This window comes from Candidatus Binatia bacterium (assembly GCA_029243485.1).
Lineage (GTDB): Bacteria > Desulfobacterota > Binatia > UBA12015 > UBA12015 > VGTG01.
Genome location: JAQWRY010000063.1, coordinates 56,375 through 75,889, shown reverse-complemented (window position 1 = coordinate 75,889; position 19,515 = coordinate 56,375). Strand labels below are relative to the sequence as shown.

Annotated in this window: 22 protein-coding genes; 16 read left to right on the top strand and 6 right to left on the bottom strand. The window is 65.7% G+C overall.

What is annotated here, in order from left to right:
* Positions 1–88: 88 nt before the first annotated feature.
* On the bottom strand, positions 89–574 hold the full coding sequence (locus tag P8R42_18415; protein MDG2306582.1) for a nuclear transport factor 2 family protein: 486 nt from the start codon (positions 572–574) through the stop codon (positions 89–91).
* Positions 575–697: 123 nt separating this feature from the next.
* On the opposite strand from P8R42_18415, the gene P8R42_18410 reads away from it, so the two are divergent.
* A complete protein-coding gene (locus tag P8R42_18410; protein ID MDG2306581.1) occupies positions 698–1,741 on the top strand; it encodes a transglycosylase SLT domain-containing protein in 1,044 nt (347 codons plus the stop codon).
* Here the strand turns inward: P8R42_18410 and P8R42_18405 are convergent.
* Genes P8R42_18405 through P8R42_18395 form a run of 3 tightly spaced genes read right to left on the bottom strand, consistent with a single transcriptional unit; the run spans position 1,725 to position 4,524 of the window.
* Positions 1,725–2,549 carry a prolipoprotein diacylglyceryl transferase gene (locus P8R42_18405; protein MDG2306580.1) on the bottom strand — a complete coding sequence of 275 codons (825 nt, stop codon included), beginning with the start codon at positions 2,547–2,549 and terminating at the stop codon, positions 1,725–1,727. The two genes, P8R42_18410 and P8R42_18405, sit on opposite strands and share 17 nt — an antisense overlap.
* A gap of 2 nt (positions 2,550–2,551) precedes the next feature.
* Positions 2,552–3,511, bottom strand: coding sequence for a hypothetical protein (locus P8R42_18400; protein MDG2306579.1), 960 nt, complete (start codon positions 3,509–3,511; stop codon positions 2,552–2,554).
* Positions 3,508–4,524 carry a hypothetical protein gene (locus P8R42_18395; GenBank protein ID MDG2306578.1) on the bottom strand — a complete coding sequence of 339 codons (1,017 nt, stop codon included), beginning with the start codon at positions 4,522–4,524 and terminating at the stop codon, positions 3,508–3,510. Before P8R42_18395 ends, P8R42_18400 begins: the two co-directional genes overlap by 4 nt.
* Before the next feature lie 443 nt (positions 4,525–4,967).
* Here P8R42_18395 and kdsB point away from each other — a divergent pair, with 443 nt between their 5' ends.
* The 15 genes from kdsB to P8R42_18320 are packed head-to-tail and all read left to right on the top strand — an operon-like array spanning position 4,968 to position 17,508.
* A complete protein-coding gene (kdsB, locus tag P8R42_18390) occupies positions 4,968–5,729 on the top strand; it encodes a 3-deoxy-manno-octulosonate cytidylyltransferase (GenBank protein ID MDG2306577.1) in 762 nt (253 codons plus the stop codon).
* A complete protein-coding gene (locus P8R42_18385) occupies positions 5,722–7,401 on the top strand; it encodes a CTP synthase (GenBank protein ID MDG2306576.1) in 1,680 nt (559 codons plus the stop codon). Before kdsB ends, P8R42_18385 begins: the two co-directional genes overlap by 8 nt.
* Positions 7,402–7,458: 57 nt before the next feature.
* Positions 7,459–8,313, top strand: coding sequence for a 3-deoxy-8-phosphooctulonate synthase (gene kdsA, locus P8R42_18380; protein MDG2306575.1), 855 nt, complete (start codon positions 7,459–7,461; stop codon positions 8,311–8,313).
* A complete protein-coding gene (locus P8R42_18375; GenBank protein MDG2306574.1) occupies positions 8,310–9,314 on the top strand; it encodes a KpsF/GutQ family sugar-phosphate isomerase in 1,005 nt (334 codons plus the stop codon). The genes kdsA and P8R42_18375 overlap by 4 nt, the downstream gene beginning before the upstream one ends.
* An 8-nt stretch (positions 9,315–9,322) precedes the next feature.
* A complete protein-coding gene (locus P8R42_18370) occupies positions 9,323–10,282 on the top strand; it encodes a lysophospholipid acyltransferase family protein (protein ID MDG2306573.1) in 960 nt (319 codons plus the stop codon).
* 34 nt (positions 10,283–10,316) lie between these two features.
* Positions 10,317–11,072, top strand: a complete 756-nt coding sequence (lptC, locus tag P8R42_18365) for an LPS export ABC transporter periplasmic protein LptC (protein ID MDG2306572.1) — start codon at positions 10,317–10,319, stop codon at positions 11,070–11,072.
* Positions 11,062–11,745: a lipopolysaccharide transport periplasmic protein LptA gene (lptA, locus tag P8R42_18360; GenBank protein ID MDG2306571.1), complete on the top strand. Its 684-nt coding sequence runs from the start codon at positions 11,062–11,064 to the stop codon at positions 11,743–11,745. Before lptC ends, lptA begins: the two co-directional genes overlap by 11 nt.
* On the top strand, positions 11,742–12,500 hold the full coding sequence (lptB, locus tag P8R42_18355; GenBank protein ID MDG2306570.1) for an LPS export ABC transporter ATP-binding protein: 759 nt from the start codon (positions 11,742–11,744) through the stop codon (positions 12,498–12,500). The genes lptA and lptB overlap by 4 nt, the downstream gene beginning before the upstream one ends.
* Before the next feature lie 40 nt (positions 12,501–12,540).
* Positions 12,541–14,055 (top strand): RNA polymerase factor sigma-54, encoded by a 1,515-nt coding sequence (gene rpoN / locus P8R42_18350; GenBank protein ID MDG2306569.1) that lies wholly within the window; start codon positions 12,541–12,543, stop codon positions 14,053–14,055.
* Positions 14,052–14,426: a ribosome-associated translation inhibitor RaiA gene (gene raiA / locus P8R42_18345; protein MDG2306568.1), complete on the top strand. Its 375-nt coding sequence runs from the start codon at positions 14,052–14,054 to the stop codon at positions 14,424–14,426. The genes rpoN and raiA overlap by 4 nt, the downstream gene beginning before the upstream one ends.
* A gap of 55 nt (positions 14,427–14,481) precedes the next feature.
* Positions 14,482–14,943, top strand: a complete 462-nt coding sequence (locus tag P8R42_18340) for a PTS sugar transporter subunit IIA (protein MDG2306567.1) — start codon at positions 14,482–14,484, stop codon at positions 14,941–14,943.
* 22 nt (positions 14,944–14,965) lie between these two features.
* Positions 14,966–15,913 (top strand): HPr(Ser) kinase/phosphatase, encoded by a 948-nt coding sequence (gene hprK / locus P8R42_18335; protein ID MDG2306566.1) that lies wholly within the window; start codon positions 14,966–14,968, stop codon positions 15,911–15,913.
* Entirely contained in the window at positions 15,910–16,776 is an 867-nt protein-coding gene (rapZ, locus tag P8R42_18330) for an RNase adapter RapZ (protein ID MDG2306565.1), read from the top strand. The genes hprK and rapZ overlap by 4 nt, the downstream gene beginning before the upstream one ends.
* Positions 16,777–16,801: 25 nt before the next feature.
* The gene (locus P8R42_18325; protein ID MDG2306564.1) at positions 16,802–17,245 is read left to right on the top strand and encodes a PTS sugar transporter subunit IIA; all 444 of its coding nucleotides are present in this window, start codon (positions 16,802–16,804) and stop codon (positions 17,243–17,245) included.
* Positions 17,242–17,508: an HPr family phosphocarrier protein gene (locus tag P8R42_18320; protein MDG2306563.1), complete on the top strand. Its 267-nt coding sequence runs from the start codon at positions 17,242–17,244 to the stop codon at positions 17,506–17,508. Before P8R42_18325 ends, P8R42_18320 begins: the two co-directional genes overlap by 4 nt.
* A gap of 4 nt (positions 17,509–17,512) precedes the next feature.
* Here P8R42_18320 and hemW read toward each other — a convergent pair whose 3' ends face one another.
* Positions 17,513–18,688, bottom strand: coding sequence for a radical SAM family heme chaperone HemW (hemW, locus tag P8R42_18315; protein MDG2306562.1), 1,176 nt, complete (start codon positions 18,686–18,688; stop codon positions 17,513–17,515).
* A gap of 185 nt (positions 18,689–18,873) precedes the next feature.
* Positions 18,874–19,494, bottom strand: coding sequence for a transcriptional repressor LexA (gene lexA, locus P8R42_18310; protein ID MDG2306561.1), 621 nt, complete (start codon positions 19,492–19,494; stop codon positions 18,874–18,876).
* Positions 19,495–19,515 lie beyond the last annotated feature (21 nt).

Genomic DNA, 19,515 nt, shown 5'->3' with positions numbered 1-19,515 from the left:
AAAAAGGGCGAGACTAACCAACGTCCCCGCTCATCTCGAGCATCAGTCCTCGCCTAAGACGCGCGACGACTAAACAAAAAGGGCGAGACTAACCAACGTCCCCGCTCATCTTCACGAGTTCCTTGCTTTTGAATTTGCCGCCGGCGGCTAGCCAGGCCTTGATGACGGCTGGGGCGTCGCGGGCGGGGTTGTAGATGTCTTCTTCGGATTTCCATTGGCCGTTTCCGCCGTAGACGAGCCGGGACCAGTTGGGGAACTGGAAGGGTTCGCCGTTCGGGTCGGTGGGGTGGGCGAGACGGTTCTGGCATTGGAAGACGACGGCGTCGCGTTCCTCGTCGAGGACCCACCAGTCTTGGGGGAAGGTCATGTGGGGGAACGGCGCCATGACCTTGGTGATCCACTCGCGGATCGCCTCTCTTCCGTTGAGATCGCCGTACGCATGCTCGATGTAGTGGGCGTCCTCGGTGAAGACCGCCGCCCAAATCGACCAATTCCCGGTTCGCGAAGCATCGTCGCGCGCGACCTTGTACTTCTCAAAGGCTTCCAGAATCTCTTCTCGCGGATACTTTCCCATGCCAACTCTTGTAGCGCTTCCAGGGACGTTTAGCCCTTCCAGGGGCATTGGTGAATCGCACGGATTTCGGGTAATCGCTGGTCGGTCGGTCGGTTGGGGTGGAGGTGGTGTAAGGTGGGTGGGGTGACGGCGAAGCGGACGGGCGGGTCGAAGGCGCGGTCGACTAAGGCTCGTCGCAGCCGGAAGAAGAAGAAGGCGGGGAAGCCGTGGGTGTATCGAGCGGTCGAGTTTCTCCTCGGGGGCGCGGTCGTTGCGATCGGGGGCCTCGCGGTGCTGGGGCAGATGGGGGGCGTCACGCGTCCTCTGTTCCTGGTGGCCGCGCTCGTTGGAGCCGCGCTGGCGAGCGTCCTGGTCCTCATGCTCGTCGAGCGTGCGCGGCGGTCCGTCTCGCTGCCATGGAGGCACGCGCTGAACGGCGCCGTGTTCGCCTCGATCATCGGTCTCGCGTACGTCTCACCGCCCGCCGACATCGTGCACACTCTGCAAAGACTTCTCGACGACGAGCGCGCGACTCAAATGCGGGTCGTACGCCACCAGGTCTACGCCGCGTACCGCCGGATGGACCTCGCAGATCAGCGCACGGTCCTCGAACGCTCGCGCGTCTTCGACTCCACCGTGGAGGAGGCGGCGGAAGCCTTCGGCGTGTCACACGAGATCCTGATGGGCATGGCGGCCACCGAGTCGAGCTTCCATCCGCGCCCGAGCCGAGACGGGGGGAAGGGTCTCTTCCAGATCACGGCGGTGCCGACGGCGGCCGAGGCGGCCGCGAAGAAGGCGCTCGACGTGCCTCGGCTCGATCCGGTGAATCAACGACACAACGCGTTCCTCGGCGCCGCGACATTGGCGCTCTACGCCGACCAGATGAACGGCGACCTGTTGCTCACACTGCTCGCCTACAACATCGGCCCCTACAACGGGGGGCTGCGCTTCATCGTCGACAAGTACGGTGCCCAGAACTTCGCGCAGGCGCAGCCCTACTTGAAGGAGCACCCGCGCGACTACCCGATCCGCGTTCTGTCCGCGGCCCTCGCGTACCGTCTCTGGAAGGAAGAGGGCAGGCTCCCTCGTTACGAAGGAGGAGAAGGCACGACGGCCCGGCGGATCCAGCGCCTCGGCGTCCCGGGGCTGGATGGACCGGAGCCGTTCGCGGTCACCGCATCGGACTGACGGAGAGCGCGGGCCGACCACGGGAGAGCCAGCACGCGAAGCCGAGGGCGACGACCAGAAGCCCGGCGTCGAGCTCGGTCTGTGCCGGCACCGTCTGTAGAAACCGGGTTTCCCGAAGTGGTTCCAGGACGAGTCGCGAACTCGTCATGCACACGACGAACGCACTCGTCGCCGCACCGGGCCGATCCACGAACCGGGCGGCCAGGAACGCAACGATCGCCGCCGCCGCCGCCGCGCCGCCGAGGTAGACCGACAACGCGTGCACCGAAAGGCTGCTGCCGCCGTCGTCCGCAATGAGTGACTGCGCGACGTGATTCCAGTACGCGGCACTCCCCGGCCCGTACTGAACTGCCCAGGGCATCTCGGTAGGAACGCCGAAGCAGCAGCCCCCGAGAAAACACCCGATGCGCCCCACCGCGATCGACAGTCCTGCCACGGGAACGATCGCGTCGAGGATCTCGAGTCCCCGGAGCCGCCGTCCGCCGAGCCGCGGTCCGACCCAAAGGAGGAACGCTCCGGCGAGGAGGAGCCCCCCGCCGATTCGCTGTCGCGCCGTGGCCGCGAGGAGCCAGAAGGTCCCGTCGACCACGGCGGCTCCGAGTGCCTGCGGCGCCCCCAGAAGCGCGTGCAGCCGCGCCCCCACGAGCGCGAGAGCTGCGGCGACGACCGGCAGGAGTCGAAGGCCCACGCCGCCCGTCTCGTGCCCACGTCGTTTCGCGGCGTGGATGAGGGCCCGAGCGCCGCCTAGCGCGAACAGCAGCCCGGCGGCGCCCCACGATATCTCGTAGATAGTGACCTGCGGGCCCATCGTCAGAAGATCGAGAAGAAGTCGATGCCGAGGTTCAGGTCGATCACGACGTCCACGTTCACGTCGACGTCCACCTGAACCGAAAAGTCCGATGTGTCGCGCGGTCCGAGGACGGTCGTGGCGATCACCATCGCTCCCGGGCGGCTCGCCGTCGCCATCCCGAGAAGGAACGGATACTCTGAGTTTGCCGCGAAGGCCGGCGCGTCCACGGTGATCGCGGGCGCCAATTGCACGAGCCACTCAGGCGGACACCACGCAATCGGCGGACTGCAGCTTCCGGTCCAGTGGTACAGCACCGTCGGATCACCGGTCTGCTGCCCGAGCCAGAAGTTCGGCGTGTCGGTGTCGACGTCGAGTTGGATGGTCGGCTGGTCGCCGTCATCGGGCCCGTCGGCCACTGTCACGTGCATCTTCGTCGCGCCGGTGATCCTCGTCTCGACTGCGGCGGCGGCGCCCTCGTTCCCGTTCCACATGACATTGAACGCTTCGAGAACGGGCGGCTCTGTCCACGCGCTCCACTGGTTCGCGCTCGGATCCCAGGCGCGAACCCGCAGATCCGTACGAACGCCGTCGAGCCCGATCACACTCCACAGACTCGCCAGAAGCTGCACGGACTGCGACTGGTCGAGGTTCGAGAAGGTGAAGTGCCCTGCCACAGGACCGGATTGCGTCGAGCCGATCGTGATCCACTGACACCCGTTGATGCACGCCCCCTCGAAGGGACCGCCGAGCCCGAGCGGCAGCGAGGACTTTCGGTAGAAGTGCTGCTGGCGGACTTGGACCTCGACGGTCATCCCCGGCTGGGTACAGTCGCCGCGGAGCTCGTCCAGATCGTTGCCGCTCATGACGGCACTCAAGAGACGCGGCACGCCCCCAGAGGGACATCCGCAGATGGCCTCGGCAGGCGAAGTCGTGGCGAGCAGCAGCGCGAGCGCGATGCTCGCAATGGTGAGGCGTTTCATCGGTCGTCCCCCTTGCGCGCGTCGATGGCTCGTTCGGCCAGCGCGACGGCGGTTGCCGCATCCCGGGCAGCGGATCGGTCGAAGAGCGCGCCGAGGAACGGGATCAGTCCGATCGACCGCGGCTCCCGGCCCGCGTAGAGCGAGCTCACCCGCCGGGCGAGCTCGGGGCCGGGCGCCCGGAGGTCGTCCAACCGAAGGCCTGTGGTCACTGGACCGAGGCTCGAATTGCTGCCGAAGCGGCGCTCGAGCCGCTTGAAGGTCCGTCGGGCGTCCCGCGCCCGCCCGGCTTCGAGCTGTGCGAGTCCGAGAAGAAGCTCCAGGTCGTCCTCGTACGACGTCGATCGCACGGCTCGGCGAAGCCGCCGCAGCTCGCGAAGCGCCCGCCGGTGCTTGCCCGCTTGCGCGTGCGCTCGGGCGAGCGTCCAGCCGGCGGCGAATCGGGCGGGGAGTGGCCCCTCTGCGCGCGCCAGCGCGGTCAGCGACTCCAGCCGGTCGACGTCCTGCCCGGAGCCGAGCGAAGCCCAAGCGAGCCCGATCTCCGCGACGGCGCGTGCCAGGGAGGACGGGGACGCTCGGCTGCTCTCGAACCGATCCCGCGCCTCGGAGGCCGCCCCACGGCTGATGGCGAGCCAGCCACGGGCCAAGTCGATCGGCGAGCGGATCGACGCCGGCGCACGGTGCGAGGCCGTGGCGAGGACCGTCTCGGCCTGGGCCGATCGCCCGGAGGCGAAGTGGAGGTCGGCGAGGAGCAGCGCGGCTTCGAGTCCTCGGGCCGACCCGGGCTCCCTCCGCCGGACCGCATCGAGGGCTACAACCGCGTCGGCATCCGCGCCACGCGCGAGGGCGAAGCGTGCACGCCGCATCTGGCCCCCGGATGACTCGGCGTTTGCGGCGACCGCGCCGACGCCGATCCACAAGCAGCCCGCGGCGAGGGTGACGGCGCGGCCACGTCGCCGTCCGTTCTGGGTGGCGGCCCGCGGCGGGCCGACTCCTCGGGAGTACGGATCCTTCATGAGTGGTCTCCTTTCGCGACCCGGGGTCGCGTGCTGAGAGCCGTCCGCACGAGGGAAGAGGACGGCGTCGCGGCGCTGCGGGGGGAGCACCGTCCCGGGCAGCAGGAGCAGGGAGCGTGCCGGTCGAAATCCAATGGCGATCCGGTGCTCTGGCCGCCTCGACGTTCCACGCCTCGTTGCGCCAGGCGACGAAGTGCTGCGCCGGGTGCAACTCCTCGTTCCCCGCTCGAGCAGCGCCGGGCGAAAGTCCACGCCGACGTGGCTTCCGGTGGATAGAGAGGACGCTACGTTGACACGACACCAGAGGGGGATCTAAAACCGCTTTCCGTGGTTCGGTCTTGCTCCGACCTTCCGGAAAGTCACGAAGAATTCGTGCCACGGACTGGTACCTCTAGCGACTCTGACGCTAGAGTTTCGGGGCCGAACCGAGAAAGCAATCTCTCTTGTCGGTCGCCGTCATCATACCAGCGCGTTATGGCTCCAGTCGTCTCCCGGCGAAGGCTCTCGCCGACATCGGCGGAAAACCGATGGTCGTACGAGTGCTCGAACGCGCGCGCGAAGCAAAGGGCGTCTCGCGCGTTCTCGTCGCAACGGACGACGACCAGATCCGGCGTGCCGTCGAGCACGCTGGTGGTGAGGCCATGATGACCGCGGCCGATCACCTCTCGGGCACGGACCGAATCGCCGAAGTCGCACGGGGCCTCGATGTCGACATCGTGGTGAACGTCCAGGGAGATCTTCCGTTCCTCGACCCTGGCTACGTCGAAGCCGCAGTGGAGGCGCTGAACAGTGCACCCGCGGGAGCGGAGCCGGCGGCGCTCGGAACCCTCGCGACCCCGTTGCTCGAAGACGAGGGGGAGCGCGAGCAGGTCGTGAAGGTCGTCTGCGATCGCCACGGCCGTGCGCTGTATTTCTCGCGCAGCCCCATCCCCTGGGGCGGCGGCGACGGCCTGCGGCACATCGGATTGTACGCCTACCGTCGCGACTTCCTCCTCGAGTTGGCTGAGATGAAGCCGACACCACTCGAGAAGGTGGAGCGACTGGAACAGCTACGCGTGTTGGAGAACGGTCACCGCATCCAGGTGGCACAGGTGGAGGCACAGGAGTCGATGATCGAGGTGGATACGCCGGAAGACCTCCGGCGGGTTCGCCAATGGCTCACTGCGCGACGAGAGTCGGCGGCGGTGCGGGAGCGAAATGGCTGAACGCGGGCGAAAACGGGAGACGAAGTTCATCTTTATCACGGGCGGAGTGGTTTCTTCGCTCGGGAAGGGGCTGGCGTCGGCATCTCTGGGCGCGTTGCTCGAAGCGAGAGGGCTTCGAGTGACGATGATGAAGATGGATCCGTACATCAACGTCGATCCGGGCACGATGAGTCCGTTCCAGCACGGTGAGGTCTTCGTCACCGACGACGGTGCCGAGGCGGATCTCGATCTGGGCCACTACGAGCGATACGTCTCGACGCGGATGGGCCAGAAGAACAACTTCACGAGTGGTCGCGTCTACCACTCGGTCATCGAGAAGGAACGCAGAGGCGAGTACCTCGGTGGTACGGTGCAGGTGATCCCGCACGTGACCGACGAGATCAAAGAGCGACTCCTCGCCGGCGCGGCCGGTTACGACGTCGCGTGCTGCGAGATCGGCGGCACCGTCGGTGATATCGAGAGCTTGCCGTTCCTGGAGGCGATTCGTCAGTTCCGTTGGGATCGCGGCCGCGAGCACGTTTTGTACGTTCATCTCACGCTCGTGCCGTACATCAGCACGGCGGGCGAGGTGAAGACGAAGCCTACGCAGCACAGCGTGAAGGAACTGACGGGCCTCGGCATCTCGCCCGACATCCTGCTCTGCCGCACCGAGCGCGAGTTCGGTCCGAAGATCAAAGAGAAGATCGCTCTCTTCTGTAACGTCGACAAGGCCTCGGTGATCACCGCAGTCGATGTTCCGTCGATCTACGAGGTCCCGCTGAGGCTGCACGAGGAAGGTCTCGACGAGCGCGTCTGCGAAAAGCTCAACATGTGGACCGGCGCTCCGAACTTGAAGAGCTGGCGGAAGGTCGTCTCTACGATCCGGGACGCCAAAGAGACCGTCCGCATCGCGATGGTCGGCAAGTACACGGACCTCACCGACTCGTACAAGAGCTTGAACGAGGCTCTCGTCCACGGCGGGATTGCAAACGAGTGCGCCGTCGACATCGAGCACTATGATTCCGAGCAGGTCGAGGCCGACGGCCTAAGCGACGAGATCAAGAGCGCCGACGCGATCCTCGTTCCGATGGGCTTCGGCCCCCGCGGCACCGAGGGCAAGATCTCCACGGTCAGGCACGCACGCGAAGAGGGCATTCCCTACCTCGGGATCTGCTTCGGGATGCAGATGTCGGTCATCGAGTTCGCCCGCCACGTGTGCGGACTCGAGGGCGCGAACTCCACGGAAGTCGATCCGGACACCCCGCATCCGGTGATCCACCTCATGTCCGACCAGGAAGACGTGACCGCCAAGGGTGGGACGATGCGCCTGGGCGCGTATCCCTGCCAGCTCACGGCCGGGTCGATCGCAGCGAAGGTCTACGGAAAGCGGAAGATCTCGGAGCGTCACCGTCACCGGTGGGAGTTCAACAACGACTACAAGGCCGAGTTGGAGAAAAAGGGCCTCGTCTTTTCGGGTCTTTCGCCCGACGGCGGGCTGGTCGAGGTGGTGGAGCTTCGCGACCACCCCTGGTTCGTGGCGAGCCAGTTCCATCCCGAGTTCAAGTCGCGCCCGCTCGACTGCCACCCGATCTTCCGGGAGTACGTGCGGGCCGCGCTCAACCACAAAACACGCGAGAAGGGGCACCAACCGCTCCTTCTGTCGAGTGTCGCCGCGGGCTCTCCCGTCCGGTAACCTCGAACGGAGAGGGCCGACATCCCGCGTGGGGTGGGGCGTCTCTTCGAGGTAGCCATGGCGAGCACTGAAAATAACGGGACCCGTTCGGAGGTTTCGATCGGGCCGGTCCCGGTCGGGGGCGGGGCTCCGCTCGCCGTGATCGCCGGGCCGTGCGTGATCGAGAGCCGGGATTCCGCGCTGTGGCACGGCGAGAAGCTGGCCGCGATCGCGGCCGACCTCGGCGTCGCGCTGATCTACAAATCGTCGTATGACAAGGCGAATCGCACGTCGGGGGGTTCGTACCGCGGTATCGGACGAGACGAAGGCCTCGCCATCCTCGACGAGGTGCGCAACGCCACGGGGCTCCCGCTCCTGACCGACGTGCACGAGAAGGAAGACGTAACCGCCGTCGCCGAAGTGGTCGACGTGATGCAGACGCCCGCGTTCCTGTGTCGCCAGACCGACTTCATCCACGCCGTGGCGAAGTCCGGCAAGCCGGTGAATCTGAAGAAGGGCCAGTTCCTGTCGCCGTGGGAGATGCACCACGTCGTCGAAAAGGCGCGCGAGACCGGCAACACGAAGCTCCTCGTGACCGAGCGCGGTGCGAGCTTTGGGTATCAGAACCTCGTCTCGGACATGCGCTCGCTGGTCGTTCTCGGAGAGATCGGCTGTCCCGTCGTGTTCGATGCCACGCACAGCGTCCAGCTCCCCGGAGCCACGGGCACGGCGACCGGGGGCCAACGTGAGTTCGTGCCGGCTCTCGCGCGCGCCGCAGTGGCCGTGGGTGTCGACGGGCTCTTTCTCGAAGTGCATGAGGATCCGTCCAAGGCCTTGTCGGACGGGACCACATGCTGGCCGCTGGACGAGCTGCCGCCCCTCCTGCGGATGGTGCACACGCTCGATCGAGCGCGTCGCGAGGCGGAGGTTTGAGTCGCCCCGCGACACCGCCGACGCGCGACGATCTCGCGTCGGCTCGTCGCGTCCTCGAGATCGAGGCGCGCGCGGTCACCGACCTCTCGGAGCGCCTCGGGCGCGAGTTCTCGGATGCCGTCGGTGTCCTGGCCCGCTGCGAGGGCAAGGTCGTCGTCTGCGGGCTCGGGAAATCGGGTCTCGTGTGCCGGAAGATCGCGGCGACCCTCGCTTCCACCGGGACCCCGGCGTTGTTCCTCCACGCGGCCGAAGGCCTGCACGGAGATCTCGGTCTCCTGGCCCGCGGCGACTGCATGATCGCCGTCTCGTACAGTGGGACGACGACGGAACTCCTCTCGCTCCTGGCCCCCGCGCGGCGTTTTGGGATTCCCGTGATCGCGCTCACGGGAGATGCGGGTTCGCCGCTCGCAAAGGGGGCCGACGTCACGCTCGATGTGGGTGTCGCGGAGGAAGCCTGCCCGCTCGGGCTGGCTCCGACCGCGAGCACCACAGCAACTCTGGCCCTCGGTGATGCTCTCGCGATCGCGCTCCTCGAGCGCCGCGGCTTTAGCGAGGAAGATTTCGGCGCTCTACACCCCGGTGGTGCGCTCGGTCGCCGCTTGCGCCGTGTGGACGAGCTCATGCACGTCGGCGACGACATCCCGGTCGTCACCGCGAACACTTCGATGACCGAGGCGATGCACGTCATGTCGTCGAAGCGTGCGGAGGCCGCGCGGGCCATCGGTGTCACGGCGGTGGTCGACGACAAGGGCGCCCTGGTCGGCGTGATCACCGATGGAGACATCCGCCGTGCCGTAGAAAGCCGCGGTGACCTCCGCGCTCTCGCAGCCGGAGAGCTCGCCTCGCACGGCGCGAAGACGGTTCAGGCGGGCGCCCTGGCCGAGCGCGCGCTCGCGATCATGGAAGAGCACTCGATCACCTCGCTCTTCATCGTGGACGACGACGGCCGCCCATCGGGAATCCTTCACCTCCAAGACCTACTCCGCGCCGGAGTGGTGTGAGCGGCGCCATGGACTCGGGGCGACGGGACTCGCTCCGTCGAGCGTGGGAGGATCGCTGGAGGGATCGGTGGAAGAACTCGTACCGGCCTGCGCGCGACCGGGCGATCGCCGGTCTGGTCGGGCTCGGTCGGCGGCTGGCCGGGTTCATCGGGCTGCGCCGGATGCGCCGGGTCGTCGATGCGATCATGCCGTTGGTGGTGTGGCGGCTCGACGAGCCTCGCAAGCTTGCACTCGAGCACATGGCGCAGGCCCTCCCCGAGCTTTCGGCCGAGGAGCGCGAACGGAACGTCGCAGCGATGTTCCGTGGTCTCGGCCGCTCCGTTGTCGAGATCCTCCTGTTGGACGAGATCGCGCAAGACCTCGATCTCCACGTCCGTTCCGAAGGCCTCGGGGTGATGGACGCGGCCCTCGCTGAGGGAAACGGCGTCGTCGCCATCACCGGTCACATCGGGAACTGGGAGCTTCTGGCGGCTTTTTTCGGGCTGAAGGGCTACCCGGTCGCCGTCATCGCGACGCCGGTGAAGGGCGATAGGATGAATGAGGCCAACATCGAGCTTCGGCGGTCGGTGAACGTCGAGACGGTGCAGCGCGACGGCCCGGGCGCCGCCCGCGCGATTCTCCGGACGCTCAAGCAGGGCCGGATTCTAGCGATCCTCATGGATCAGAACACGCATGGCCAGAGCGCGGAGGTTCCCTTCTTCGGCCGCCCCGCGCCGACGCCCATCGGACCCGCCGCCTTGTCCCTCCGCACGGGAGCGGTCGTCGTAGGCGTCTTCATTCACCGCGAAGAAGATGGATCCCACGTGATCCGCGTCACCCGCCCCGATCTGCCCGATCGCGCGTCCGCCGCTGAGATGGGCAAGGAGGTCTGGCTCACCGACGTGACCGCCCGCCTCACCGCCTTGATCGAATCCGAAGTGCGTCGCCGGCCCGACGAGTGGGTCTGGTGGCATCGCCGTTGGGCTTAGCCATGGTAGGAAGAATCTGTGTTCGGGATTGGAGGTGGCTGTGCGCCGCGCGCGCCTGAGGATCGCCCTCATCGTGATCGTGCTCAGCGTCCTGACGGGGATCGGATTCCTGATCGGTCAGACCATGCTGCAGCAGCGTCGCGTCGCCGAGCGGACCGCCGAGACTCTGCTCGCCCCGGAGATCGCGCAGAGCATCCGGCAGTTCCATCGTGTTAAGGTCGAAGAAGGCCGGACCGTCTGGGATCTACGGGCGACCAAGGCGGACTTTCTCGAGGAGGGCCGCGTGATCGTGGAAGTGCCGGAGCTGTCCTTCTACTCTGACGACGGGCAGTCCGTATCTCTCTCGGGAGCCACCGGTGAGGTCGTCTTGGACGGGCCAGGGATCAGTCGGATTGATCTCTCGGGTGGGATCGAGGTGAGCGTCGGCCAGTACCGGCTCGAGACCCCCGAAGCGTCTTGGATCGACGAGCTGAACACGGTCGTGGCGTCGTCGGGTGTCGATCTTCGCGGGGGCCGTGTCGAACTCACCGGAGACACCATGATCCTCGAACTCGAAACCCGCCGTGTCCTGGTGGTCGGTCGCGTGAAGACGATTCTCACGCACCCAGCCGAACCCGCGAGTGAGAACGAATCCTCGCCGGATGCCCAGACGGCTCCTGTGGACCCCGGAGCTGCCGCGTCAGTCCATCCTGGTGACGAAACCGTCCCGTTCGTGCCCGGTGGAGAAAGCGCCCTTTCTGCGCCCGGTGGAGAAAGCGTCCCGTCTGCGGAGGTTCCGCATGCGTCGTGAGCCGTGCCGGTCGCGCGGGGTGCTCGTGGTTCTTGCGATCGCCCTCGTCCTCTTCTCGCCGCGGCTCGCCGAGGCCCAGGACGCGCCATCGGCCGCTCCAACGTCCGAGCCTGCCGCGGAGGATCTGGCGGCCGGGGTCTTCGGGGGCCTGTCGTTCAGCTCGGAGGATGATCCGATCGTCGTCGAGGCCGACAAGCTCGAGTTCGATTACGAAAAGAACAGATTGGTCTATAGAGGGGCCGTGCACGTTGTTCAGGGGGATCTCGAACTCACGTCGGACAATCTCATCTTGACGTTCGATCGAGCCGATGAGCTGGAGAAGGCCCAGATGCGTCGGGTCGTCGCCCAGGGAAACGTCGTGATTACGCAGGGAGAGCGCCAAGCGTCCGGTCGTCGAGCCGTGTTCGACCAGATGAGCAGACAGATCGTGCTTCTTGGAGATCCCGTATTGCGCGATGGCCCCAACGAGGTCCAGGGAGATCGTCTGACGGTCTATCTCGACGAGGGGCGCAGCGTCGTCGAGTCGAGCCCCAAGCGTCGGGTCTCCGCGATTCTGTTCCCCGGCGGCGTAGAAGCGGAGGCGGGGGAGAGCGCGACGGACGATGCCTCCAAAGCGACGGACGATGCCTCCAAAGCGCCGGGCGTCGAGCCGGATGGGGCCGCGGCACCATGAGCCCCGCGCCCGGCGGAGAAAAATCGGCGGCGCCTTCGTCTCTGGCAGCGAATGGGCTCCGGAAATCCTACGGGCGTCGCGAGGTTCTGCGCGACGTCACGATCGAAGTGCGGCCGGGCGAGATCGTCGGGCTCCTGGGCCCGAACGGGGCGGGAAAGACGACCACCTTCTACTGCGTGGTGGGTCTCACCCATCCGGATGCCGGGAACGTTAAGCTGGGCGACCAGGATCTCACGGATTTGCCCATGTTCCGCCGCGCGCGTAGCGGGATCAGCTACCTGCCGCAGGAGGCCTCGGTCTTCCAGGGCCTGAGTGTCGAGGACAACATCAAGGCGATTCTAGAGACGCTCCCCCTCACGCGTGACGTCCGCCGGGCGCGTCTGGACAGCCTTCTCGAGGAGCTGTCGATCTCCCATCTGGCGAAGTCGAAGGCGAGCGCGCTTTCGGGCGGCGAACGCCGTCGACTCGAGATTACCCGCGCTCTGGTCATTTCTCCCGCGTTCATCTTGCTCGATGAGCCATTTGCGGGGATTGATCCGATCGCAGTGATCGACATCCAGAACATAATCCTGCAGCTAAAGGAACGGGGCATCGGAGTTTTGGTAACCGACCACAATGTCAGAGAGACTTTGGGTATCTGTGACCGAGCGTATATCCTGAGCGACGGAATGATCCTCGAAGAGGGCGATCCCGAAGCGATCGCGGCCAGCCCGCGCGCTCGCGAGATCTACCTCGGGAAAGAATTCAGTCTTTAGTACTCAAGCTCCAAGGCAAAACGAGCGGTAAAGAGAGACGATGGCATTCGAGCCTAAGATGCGCCTGACGACCGGGCTGAGACAGACCCTGGTCATCACGCCGCAGCTCAAACACGCAATCAAGATTCTGCAGCTCTCGCGTGCGGATCTCGAAACCCTCGTCACCGAGGAGATGGAGCAGAATCCCACCCTCGAGGAGCTCTCGGTAGGCCAGGAGGAGATGGAGGCCGAGCGCGAGACCGCCACTCCGGACGACCGCATGGGTGAGGTGGTCGACCCGACGAACCAGGAAGCCGAGCCGCAGGCGAAGGAAGAGTCTGGCGAGGTCGAGCCCGCGGACAACGTCGGCGACATCAACTGGGAAGAATACCTCTCCGATTATGCTGCGAACACGTCGCAGGGTTCGATGTCGGCCGGTAGCGGGAACGACTTCGACGAGGACAAGCGGCCGAGCCTCGAGAACACTCTGTCGCGATCGTCGTCTCTCGCAGACCACCTTACGTGGCAGCTTCGGATGGGGGACTTCACCAGCGACGACCGTCTGGTCGGTGACGTCTTCATCGGGAACGCCGACGAGAACGGCTACCTGCAGATCTCGGTCGAAGACGCGGCCTTCGAAGCCGGCGTAGACGGTGAGGCCGCGCTCGACATCCTGAAGCGGTGTCAGACCTTCGATCCGCCCGGAGTTCTCGCACTCGACCTGCGCGATTGCCTTCTCATTCAGCTCTCCCAGCTCGATCTGGAAGAGGCCGAACTCGCGATCGCTCGGGCGGTCGTCCAGGACCATCTCCATCTCGTAGAGGCGAAGCGCTTCGACAAGCTCGCAAAGGAACTCAAGATCACCCGCGACGAAGTCGCCGCGGGCGTGAAGATCATCGCGTCGCTCGAGCCCAAGCCGGGTCGGAACTTCATCACCGAAGAGGTTCGCTACGTCACGCCGGACGTCTACGTCTACAAGATGGACGGAGAGTTCGTTGTCACACTGAACGACGATGGCCTTCCGAAGCTCCGGGTGAGCAACTCGTACCGTCGCCTTCTGTCCGACAATGACGGCGGGGCCGACGCGAAGAGCTACATCCGCGAGAAGCTCTCGTCGGCGCAATGGCTCATCCGCAGCATCCATCAGCGACAGGGCACGCTGTTCAAGGTCACGACCTCGATTGTGCGCTTCCAGAGCGCCTTCTTCGACCAGGGCGTGAAGGCGTTGCGGCCGCTCGTTCTGAAGGACGTCGCGGGCGACATCGGCATGCACGAATCCACCGTCAGCCGTGCGACGGCGAACAAGTACGTTCACACGCCGCAGGGCACGTTTGAGCTCAAGTACTTCTTCACCTCGAGTATCCGATCGTCCGATGGCGAGGGGGTCTCGGCGGAATCGGTGAAGGAGAAGATCAAGAAGATCATCGAAACCGAGGATCCCCGGCGCCCATACAGCGACCAGCACATCGCCGAGACTCTCGCTGCGGACAGCATCGAAATTGCCCGCAGAACCGTTGCAAAGTACCGCGAGATCATGGGGATCTTGCCCTCGTCCAAACGGAGGCAAATGGTGTGACTAAGAAGGTGGACGTTCCGATTACCGTGACTTTTCGTCACCTCGCCCCGACCGACTCCCTCAAGAACCATGCGGAAAAGAAGCTCTCCAACATCATCGGGTTAATTCCCGGTGCGACCGACGTTCACGTGATCCTCTCCACCGCGACGCATCACCACCGCCAGAGCGCCGAGTTCGTGGTCCACGCATCGAGTTCCCATCTCACCGCGCACGCCGAAACCGACGACATGTACGCGTCGATCGACCAGGCGGCCGCGAAGCTCGACAGCCAGGTCCGCAAGTTGAAGGGCCGTGTCGTCGAGTCCTCCCGCAAGCGAACCTCCTCGGCCCGACGGCCCATGCCCCCGGCAGCGTCGGCGGGCGACGAGTGACGTGATGTCGGCGGTCCGGGGGCTGATTCAATGACGACTGCGGGGGCCTGATCCGATGACGATCACCGACATCCTCGCGCGCGAGCGAGTCTTGTCAGACCTCAAGGGTTCGACCAAGGACGAGGTTCTTGAAGAACTCGCGACGATGTTGGACGGGGATGTCCCGGGTGTGGGCGTGGCTGCGATCGTGGACGTGCTCCGCGAGCGTGAGCGCCTGAACAGCACCGCGATCGGCGACGGTATTGCGATTCCCCACGGCCGGGTGTCGAGGATCGACATGGTCGTGGCGGGATTCGCGCGGAGTTCCGTCGGTGTCGAGTTCGACTCCGTCGATAGGAAGCCCACGCACCTGTTTTTCGTGCTCCTCGCGCCGGATGATGCGGCCGCATTGCATCTGAAGGCCCTCGCCCGGATTTCGCGGCTCCTGAAGGATCGCGATTTCCGCGAGCGGCTCATCGCGCTCGACACGCAGGACGCTCTCTTCGACGCGATCCTCGCCGAGGACGCGAAGTTCTGACTGTGGTAGGGTTTCTTCGCGCATGAACATCACCGTTCGCGAGGTGGTCGGGCTGCGCGGCTCCCTGAAGTTCAAGCTCGCCTCGGGGGGACGCGGCCTCAACCGTGAGATCTCCGCGCCTCGCGTCCAGAAGCCGGCGCTGGCACTGGCGGGCTATCTCGACCAGATCCACCCGGGGCGGATTCAGGTCCTGGGAAACGCGGAGATCGGCTATCTCCGTCGGCTGTCGAAGGATGAAGCGGCCGAGGCGGTGGACGGCGTCTGCCGGTCCCCCGTCGCCTGTCTCGTGGTGACCAACGGGAACACGATTCCCGAGATGCTGCGCAAGGCCTGCAGTCGCCACCGGGTGCCGCTGCTGGTGACCGATCAGCGGACGAATGAAACGATTCGTGGGCTCACCCGTTGGCTCGAAGAGCGCCTCTCTCCCGAGACGACGATCCATGGCGTGCTTCTGCGCGTCATCGGCCACGGCGTCCTGCTGCTGGGGAAGAGCGGCATTGGAAAGAGCGAGGCAGCCCTCGCGCTGTTGAACCGGGGGCATCTTCTCGTGGCGGATGACGTCGTACACGTCCGGGAGGCGCCGCAGGGGGCGCTCAAGGGGCGTTGCGCCGATGGCCTGCGGCACCATCTAGAGATTCGCGGCCTCGGTGTTCTCGACGTCGAGCAGCTCTTCGGCACGCTGGCGACGCTCGATGAGACGGCGATCGACGTCGCGATTGAACTCGTCGATGCGACGCTTGCTGAGGAGGAGCCGGATCGGCTCGGCATCGAGGATCGGCACATCACGCTCCTCGGGATAGATCTACCTCATCTCCAGATCCAACTCCGAGCAGGACGAGACGTCGCGACGCTGATCGAGGTCGCGGCGCGCAGTCAGCAACTCAAGGCACGCGGCATCCATTCGGCGAAGCGCTTCGTTTCGCAGTCGGATCGCAATCTGCGGCGGACGGCCGCGCGAGGACGAGGGTGAATTCCAGGCTCCATGTTGCATTGGTGAGCGGGCTTTCGGGCTCCGGGAAGAGTACGGCGATCAACGCGCTCGAGGACCTCGGGTTCTATTGCATCGACAACCTGCCGGCGGAGCTCATCCCGCGGTTCATCGAGCTGTGCGAGCGCAGTGAGGAGATGAGCCGAGCGGCCCTGGGCATCGATTCGCGCGGACGCGAGTTCCTGGACCAGCTTCCACGGGCGCTCGAAGAGGTTCGCAAACTCGGACATCGGGTGGAGGTGGTCTTTCTCGACGCCGACGACGCGGCGCTCGTTCGCCGTTTCAGCGAGACCCGCCGGCCGCACCCGCTCGCCGAGAACGGGGACATCGTCGCCGGGATCCACCGCGAGCGAGAGGATCTGTCGTGGCTCCGCGGCGCCGCGGATCGGATTATCGATACGAGCACGTTCAACGGCCACCAGCTACGCGCGGCGGTGAAGGGACTCTTCGCCGACGAGGGAGATCAGAGCCACCGTCTGCAGGCCCAGCTCGTATCGTTTGGCTTCAAGTATGGGCTCCCGGCCGGAGCGGATCTGGTCTGGGACGTACGATTCCTGCCGAACCCGTTCTACGTGGAAGAGCTGCGCACCAGGACCGGACGCGAGCAGGAAGTGAAGGACTACGTCCTCGCTCACCCCGCGGCGACCCGGTTCCTCGAGATCGCACAGGACTACCTCGAGTTCTCTCTTCCGCACTACGAGCGGGAGGGAAAGAGCTATCTGACGGTCGCGATCGGATGCACTGGTGGCCACCACCGATCCGTGGTGCTGGTCGAGCGCCTGGAGGAGATGCTAAGAGATCGAGAGGTAGAAGTCTCGATTCGGCACCGAGACGTCGAACGCTGACCCAACTTTTGCTAAAATCATGAGCATGGATCCCACCAGAGCGGCCAAGGCCGATCCCGCGGTCGGTGTAGTAGTCGTGGGCCATGGACGCTTTGCTGCGGAGATGGTCGAAACTCTGCTCAGCGTCGTTGGCGATCTGGACGGGGTGGAAGGCGTCGTCTGCAAGCCCGATGCAGAGCGCGAAGCCATCCGCGATGCGATCGTTCAGGCCGTCGAGCGGGTGAACGAAGGTGCGGGCTCGATCGTCTTCACCGACATGCTGGGCGACACGGCGACCAATGCGAGCCTCGATGTGGCGGAGCGCGACGAATCCGTCGAGGTCGTCGCCGGCGTCAACATGCCGATGTTGGTGAAGCTCACTACGTCGCGCGCCGGTACCACCGCCCGGGAACTAGCCGACTTTATCCGCCGCTACGGACAGGAACACATCTGTTGCCCGACGCGGGACGGGGGCCGCTCCCGAACGTGAAGCGCTCCTACAAGATCGTGAACAAGCTCGGCCTGCACGCCCGAGCTGCCGCACAGTTCGTGAAGCTGGCCGCGACCTTCGACGCCGAGCTCACGATCGCCAAAGACGACCAGGACGTGAACGGAAAAAGCATCATGGGCATCATGATGCTCGCGGCCGGCATCGGCTCGGTGATTGACCTCGAAGCCACCGGTTCCGACGAGGAAGCCCTCTTGGACGCGCTGGGCGCCTTGATCAACGCCAAGTTCAACGAGACGCAGTAGCCTGCTAGAAGAAGCTGGCGAAGATCGTATCCGCGATCAGGAGTCCTCTGGGTGAGAGCGTCAGCCTAGCTTCCTGGTCTTCGAGCAATCCCTCGGTTTGGAGGTCCGCAACGTGCGGGAAGGTCGTCCCGAGCGCCGCGCCGAATCGGGATTCGAACTCTGCCGCCGCCAACCCGCGCGTCTCGCGCAAGGCGAGCCAGCAGAACTCCCCCATCGCCTGCGTGCGCGTCAGGCTCTCATGCTCGTCGACGGCGTGGCCGGTCGCCGTGACCGCATCGCGGTACTTCGCGGGGTCGCGGACGTTCTGCCACCGAACGCCGTACTCTGCGTCGTTCGCCATCGGCGCCGCCGCCGGCGAGAACGAATGTGCACCGGCTCCGACGCCGAGGTAGGGACCGCCGCGCCAATACGCTTGATTGTGACGCGCCTCACGTCCGGGCTGCGCGTGATTCGAAATCTCGTACGCGGCATAGCCCGCGCCGGAGAGTCGCGTGCGCACCGTCTCGAACATCTGCGCTTCGAGTTCGTCGGTGGCGCGCTCGATCTTGCCCGCTTGCAAGTCTCGGGTGAGTGGTGTGCCAGGCTCGAAGATGAGGGCGTAGGCGGAGACGTGATCGGGCGCGATCGTGATCGCCTCGGCGAGGTCGGCCTCGAGCTCTTCGAGGGTCTGCGTCGGGGTCGCGTACATCAGGTCGAGCGAGAGGTTCTCGAAGCCGGCTGCTCGTGCGGCGTCGAGGGCCGCGCGTGATTCGTCGACCGAATGGCGCCGGCCCAATGCCTCGAGAAGGCGCGGTTGGAAGCTCTGGATGCCGATCGAAAGCCGGTTTACGCCAGCATCTCGGAGCCCCGCGAGTCGATCACGGTCGACCGTGCCGGGGTTTGCCTCGAGAGTGACCTCCAGGTCGGGCGCGGTCGGGAACTGCTCGTTCAGGGCCTCGAGGAGGGCGGCGATCGTGTCCGGAGCGAAGAGTGACGGGGTCCCGCCGCCGAGAAACACGGTTCCGACGGTCACGTCGTTGAAGGGAGCGCGCTCGGCGAACCATGCGAGTTCCGCCGTGAGTGCGGCGCGGTACTCGTCCTCGGGCCACTCGCGCGCGGCGTACGTATTGAAGTCACAGTACGGGCACCGGGCGAGACACCACGGGATGTGGAGATAGACGCTGGCGCTCGGTTGGGTCACTCTGGGCAGCGTACTGCCAGACGACCGCGGTGGCGAGCCCGGAACGCGACCGTCCGCAAGCCGGGGCATGCGTCCCGGCCGCCGGTTGGGCCGCAGTCAGCCGGCTCGGAGCCGGCAGGCTCTCCCGCGGTCGGCAGCTCGCCGGGCCCTCCCGCGGTCGGCAGCTCGCCGGGCCTCTGAGCGGCTTAATACTTCCGGAGCAGAGAGACGACGACGCCGCGGATCTCGACCTGATCTTCATCGCACAGGATCGGCTCGAACGCGTCGTTGGCCGGCTGCAGCCGGATGCGCCCGCCCGATTCGCGGTGCATCTTCTTGATCGTCGCGGCGCCGTCGAGGACGGCGACGACCGTTTCACCGCTATCGGCGCTGCTGCGGCTCTCGACGATCACGACGTCGCCGTCGAGGATCCCGGCGTCGCGCATCGACTCGCCGCTGACCTTGAGTGCGAAGCTCTCCTGCTTCCGCACGAGGGTATCGGGCACCATGATTCGCTCGTTGTCGAGCGTTGCCTCCATGGGCGTGCCCGCGGCGGCCATTCCGAGTAGCGGGAGCTCGATGCCTTCAAGGCGTTTGCTTTGCGGTACGACTTCGAGCGCCCGGCTCAGGCCCGAGCGGCGTCGGATGAGACCTTTCCGCTCGAGGTTGGTCAGGTGCTTGTGCACGGTTGCAAGCGACGTCAATCCAAAGTGCTTCCCGGTCTCGTCCAGCGTGGGCGCGAAGCCGTGGCGCTGGATGTACTGGTCGAGAAAGTCGAGGAGCTCTTTCTGGCGCTTGGTCAGCGTAGCCGAAGCCGCATCCGTCATGGGGCGAAGACTAGGCGAAGG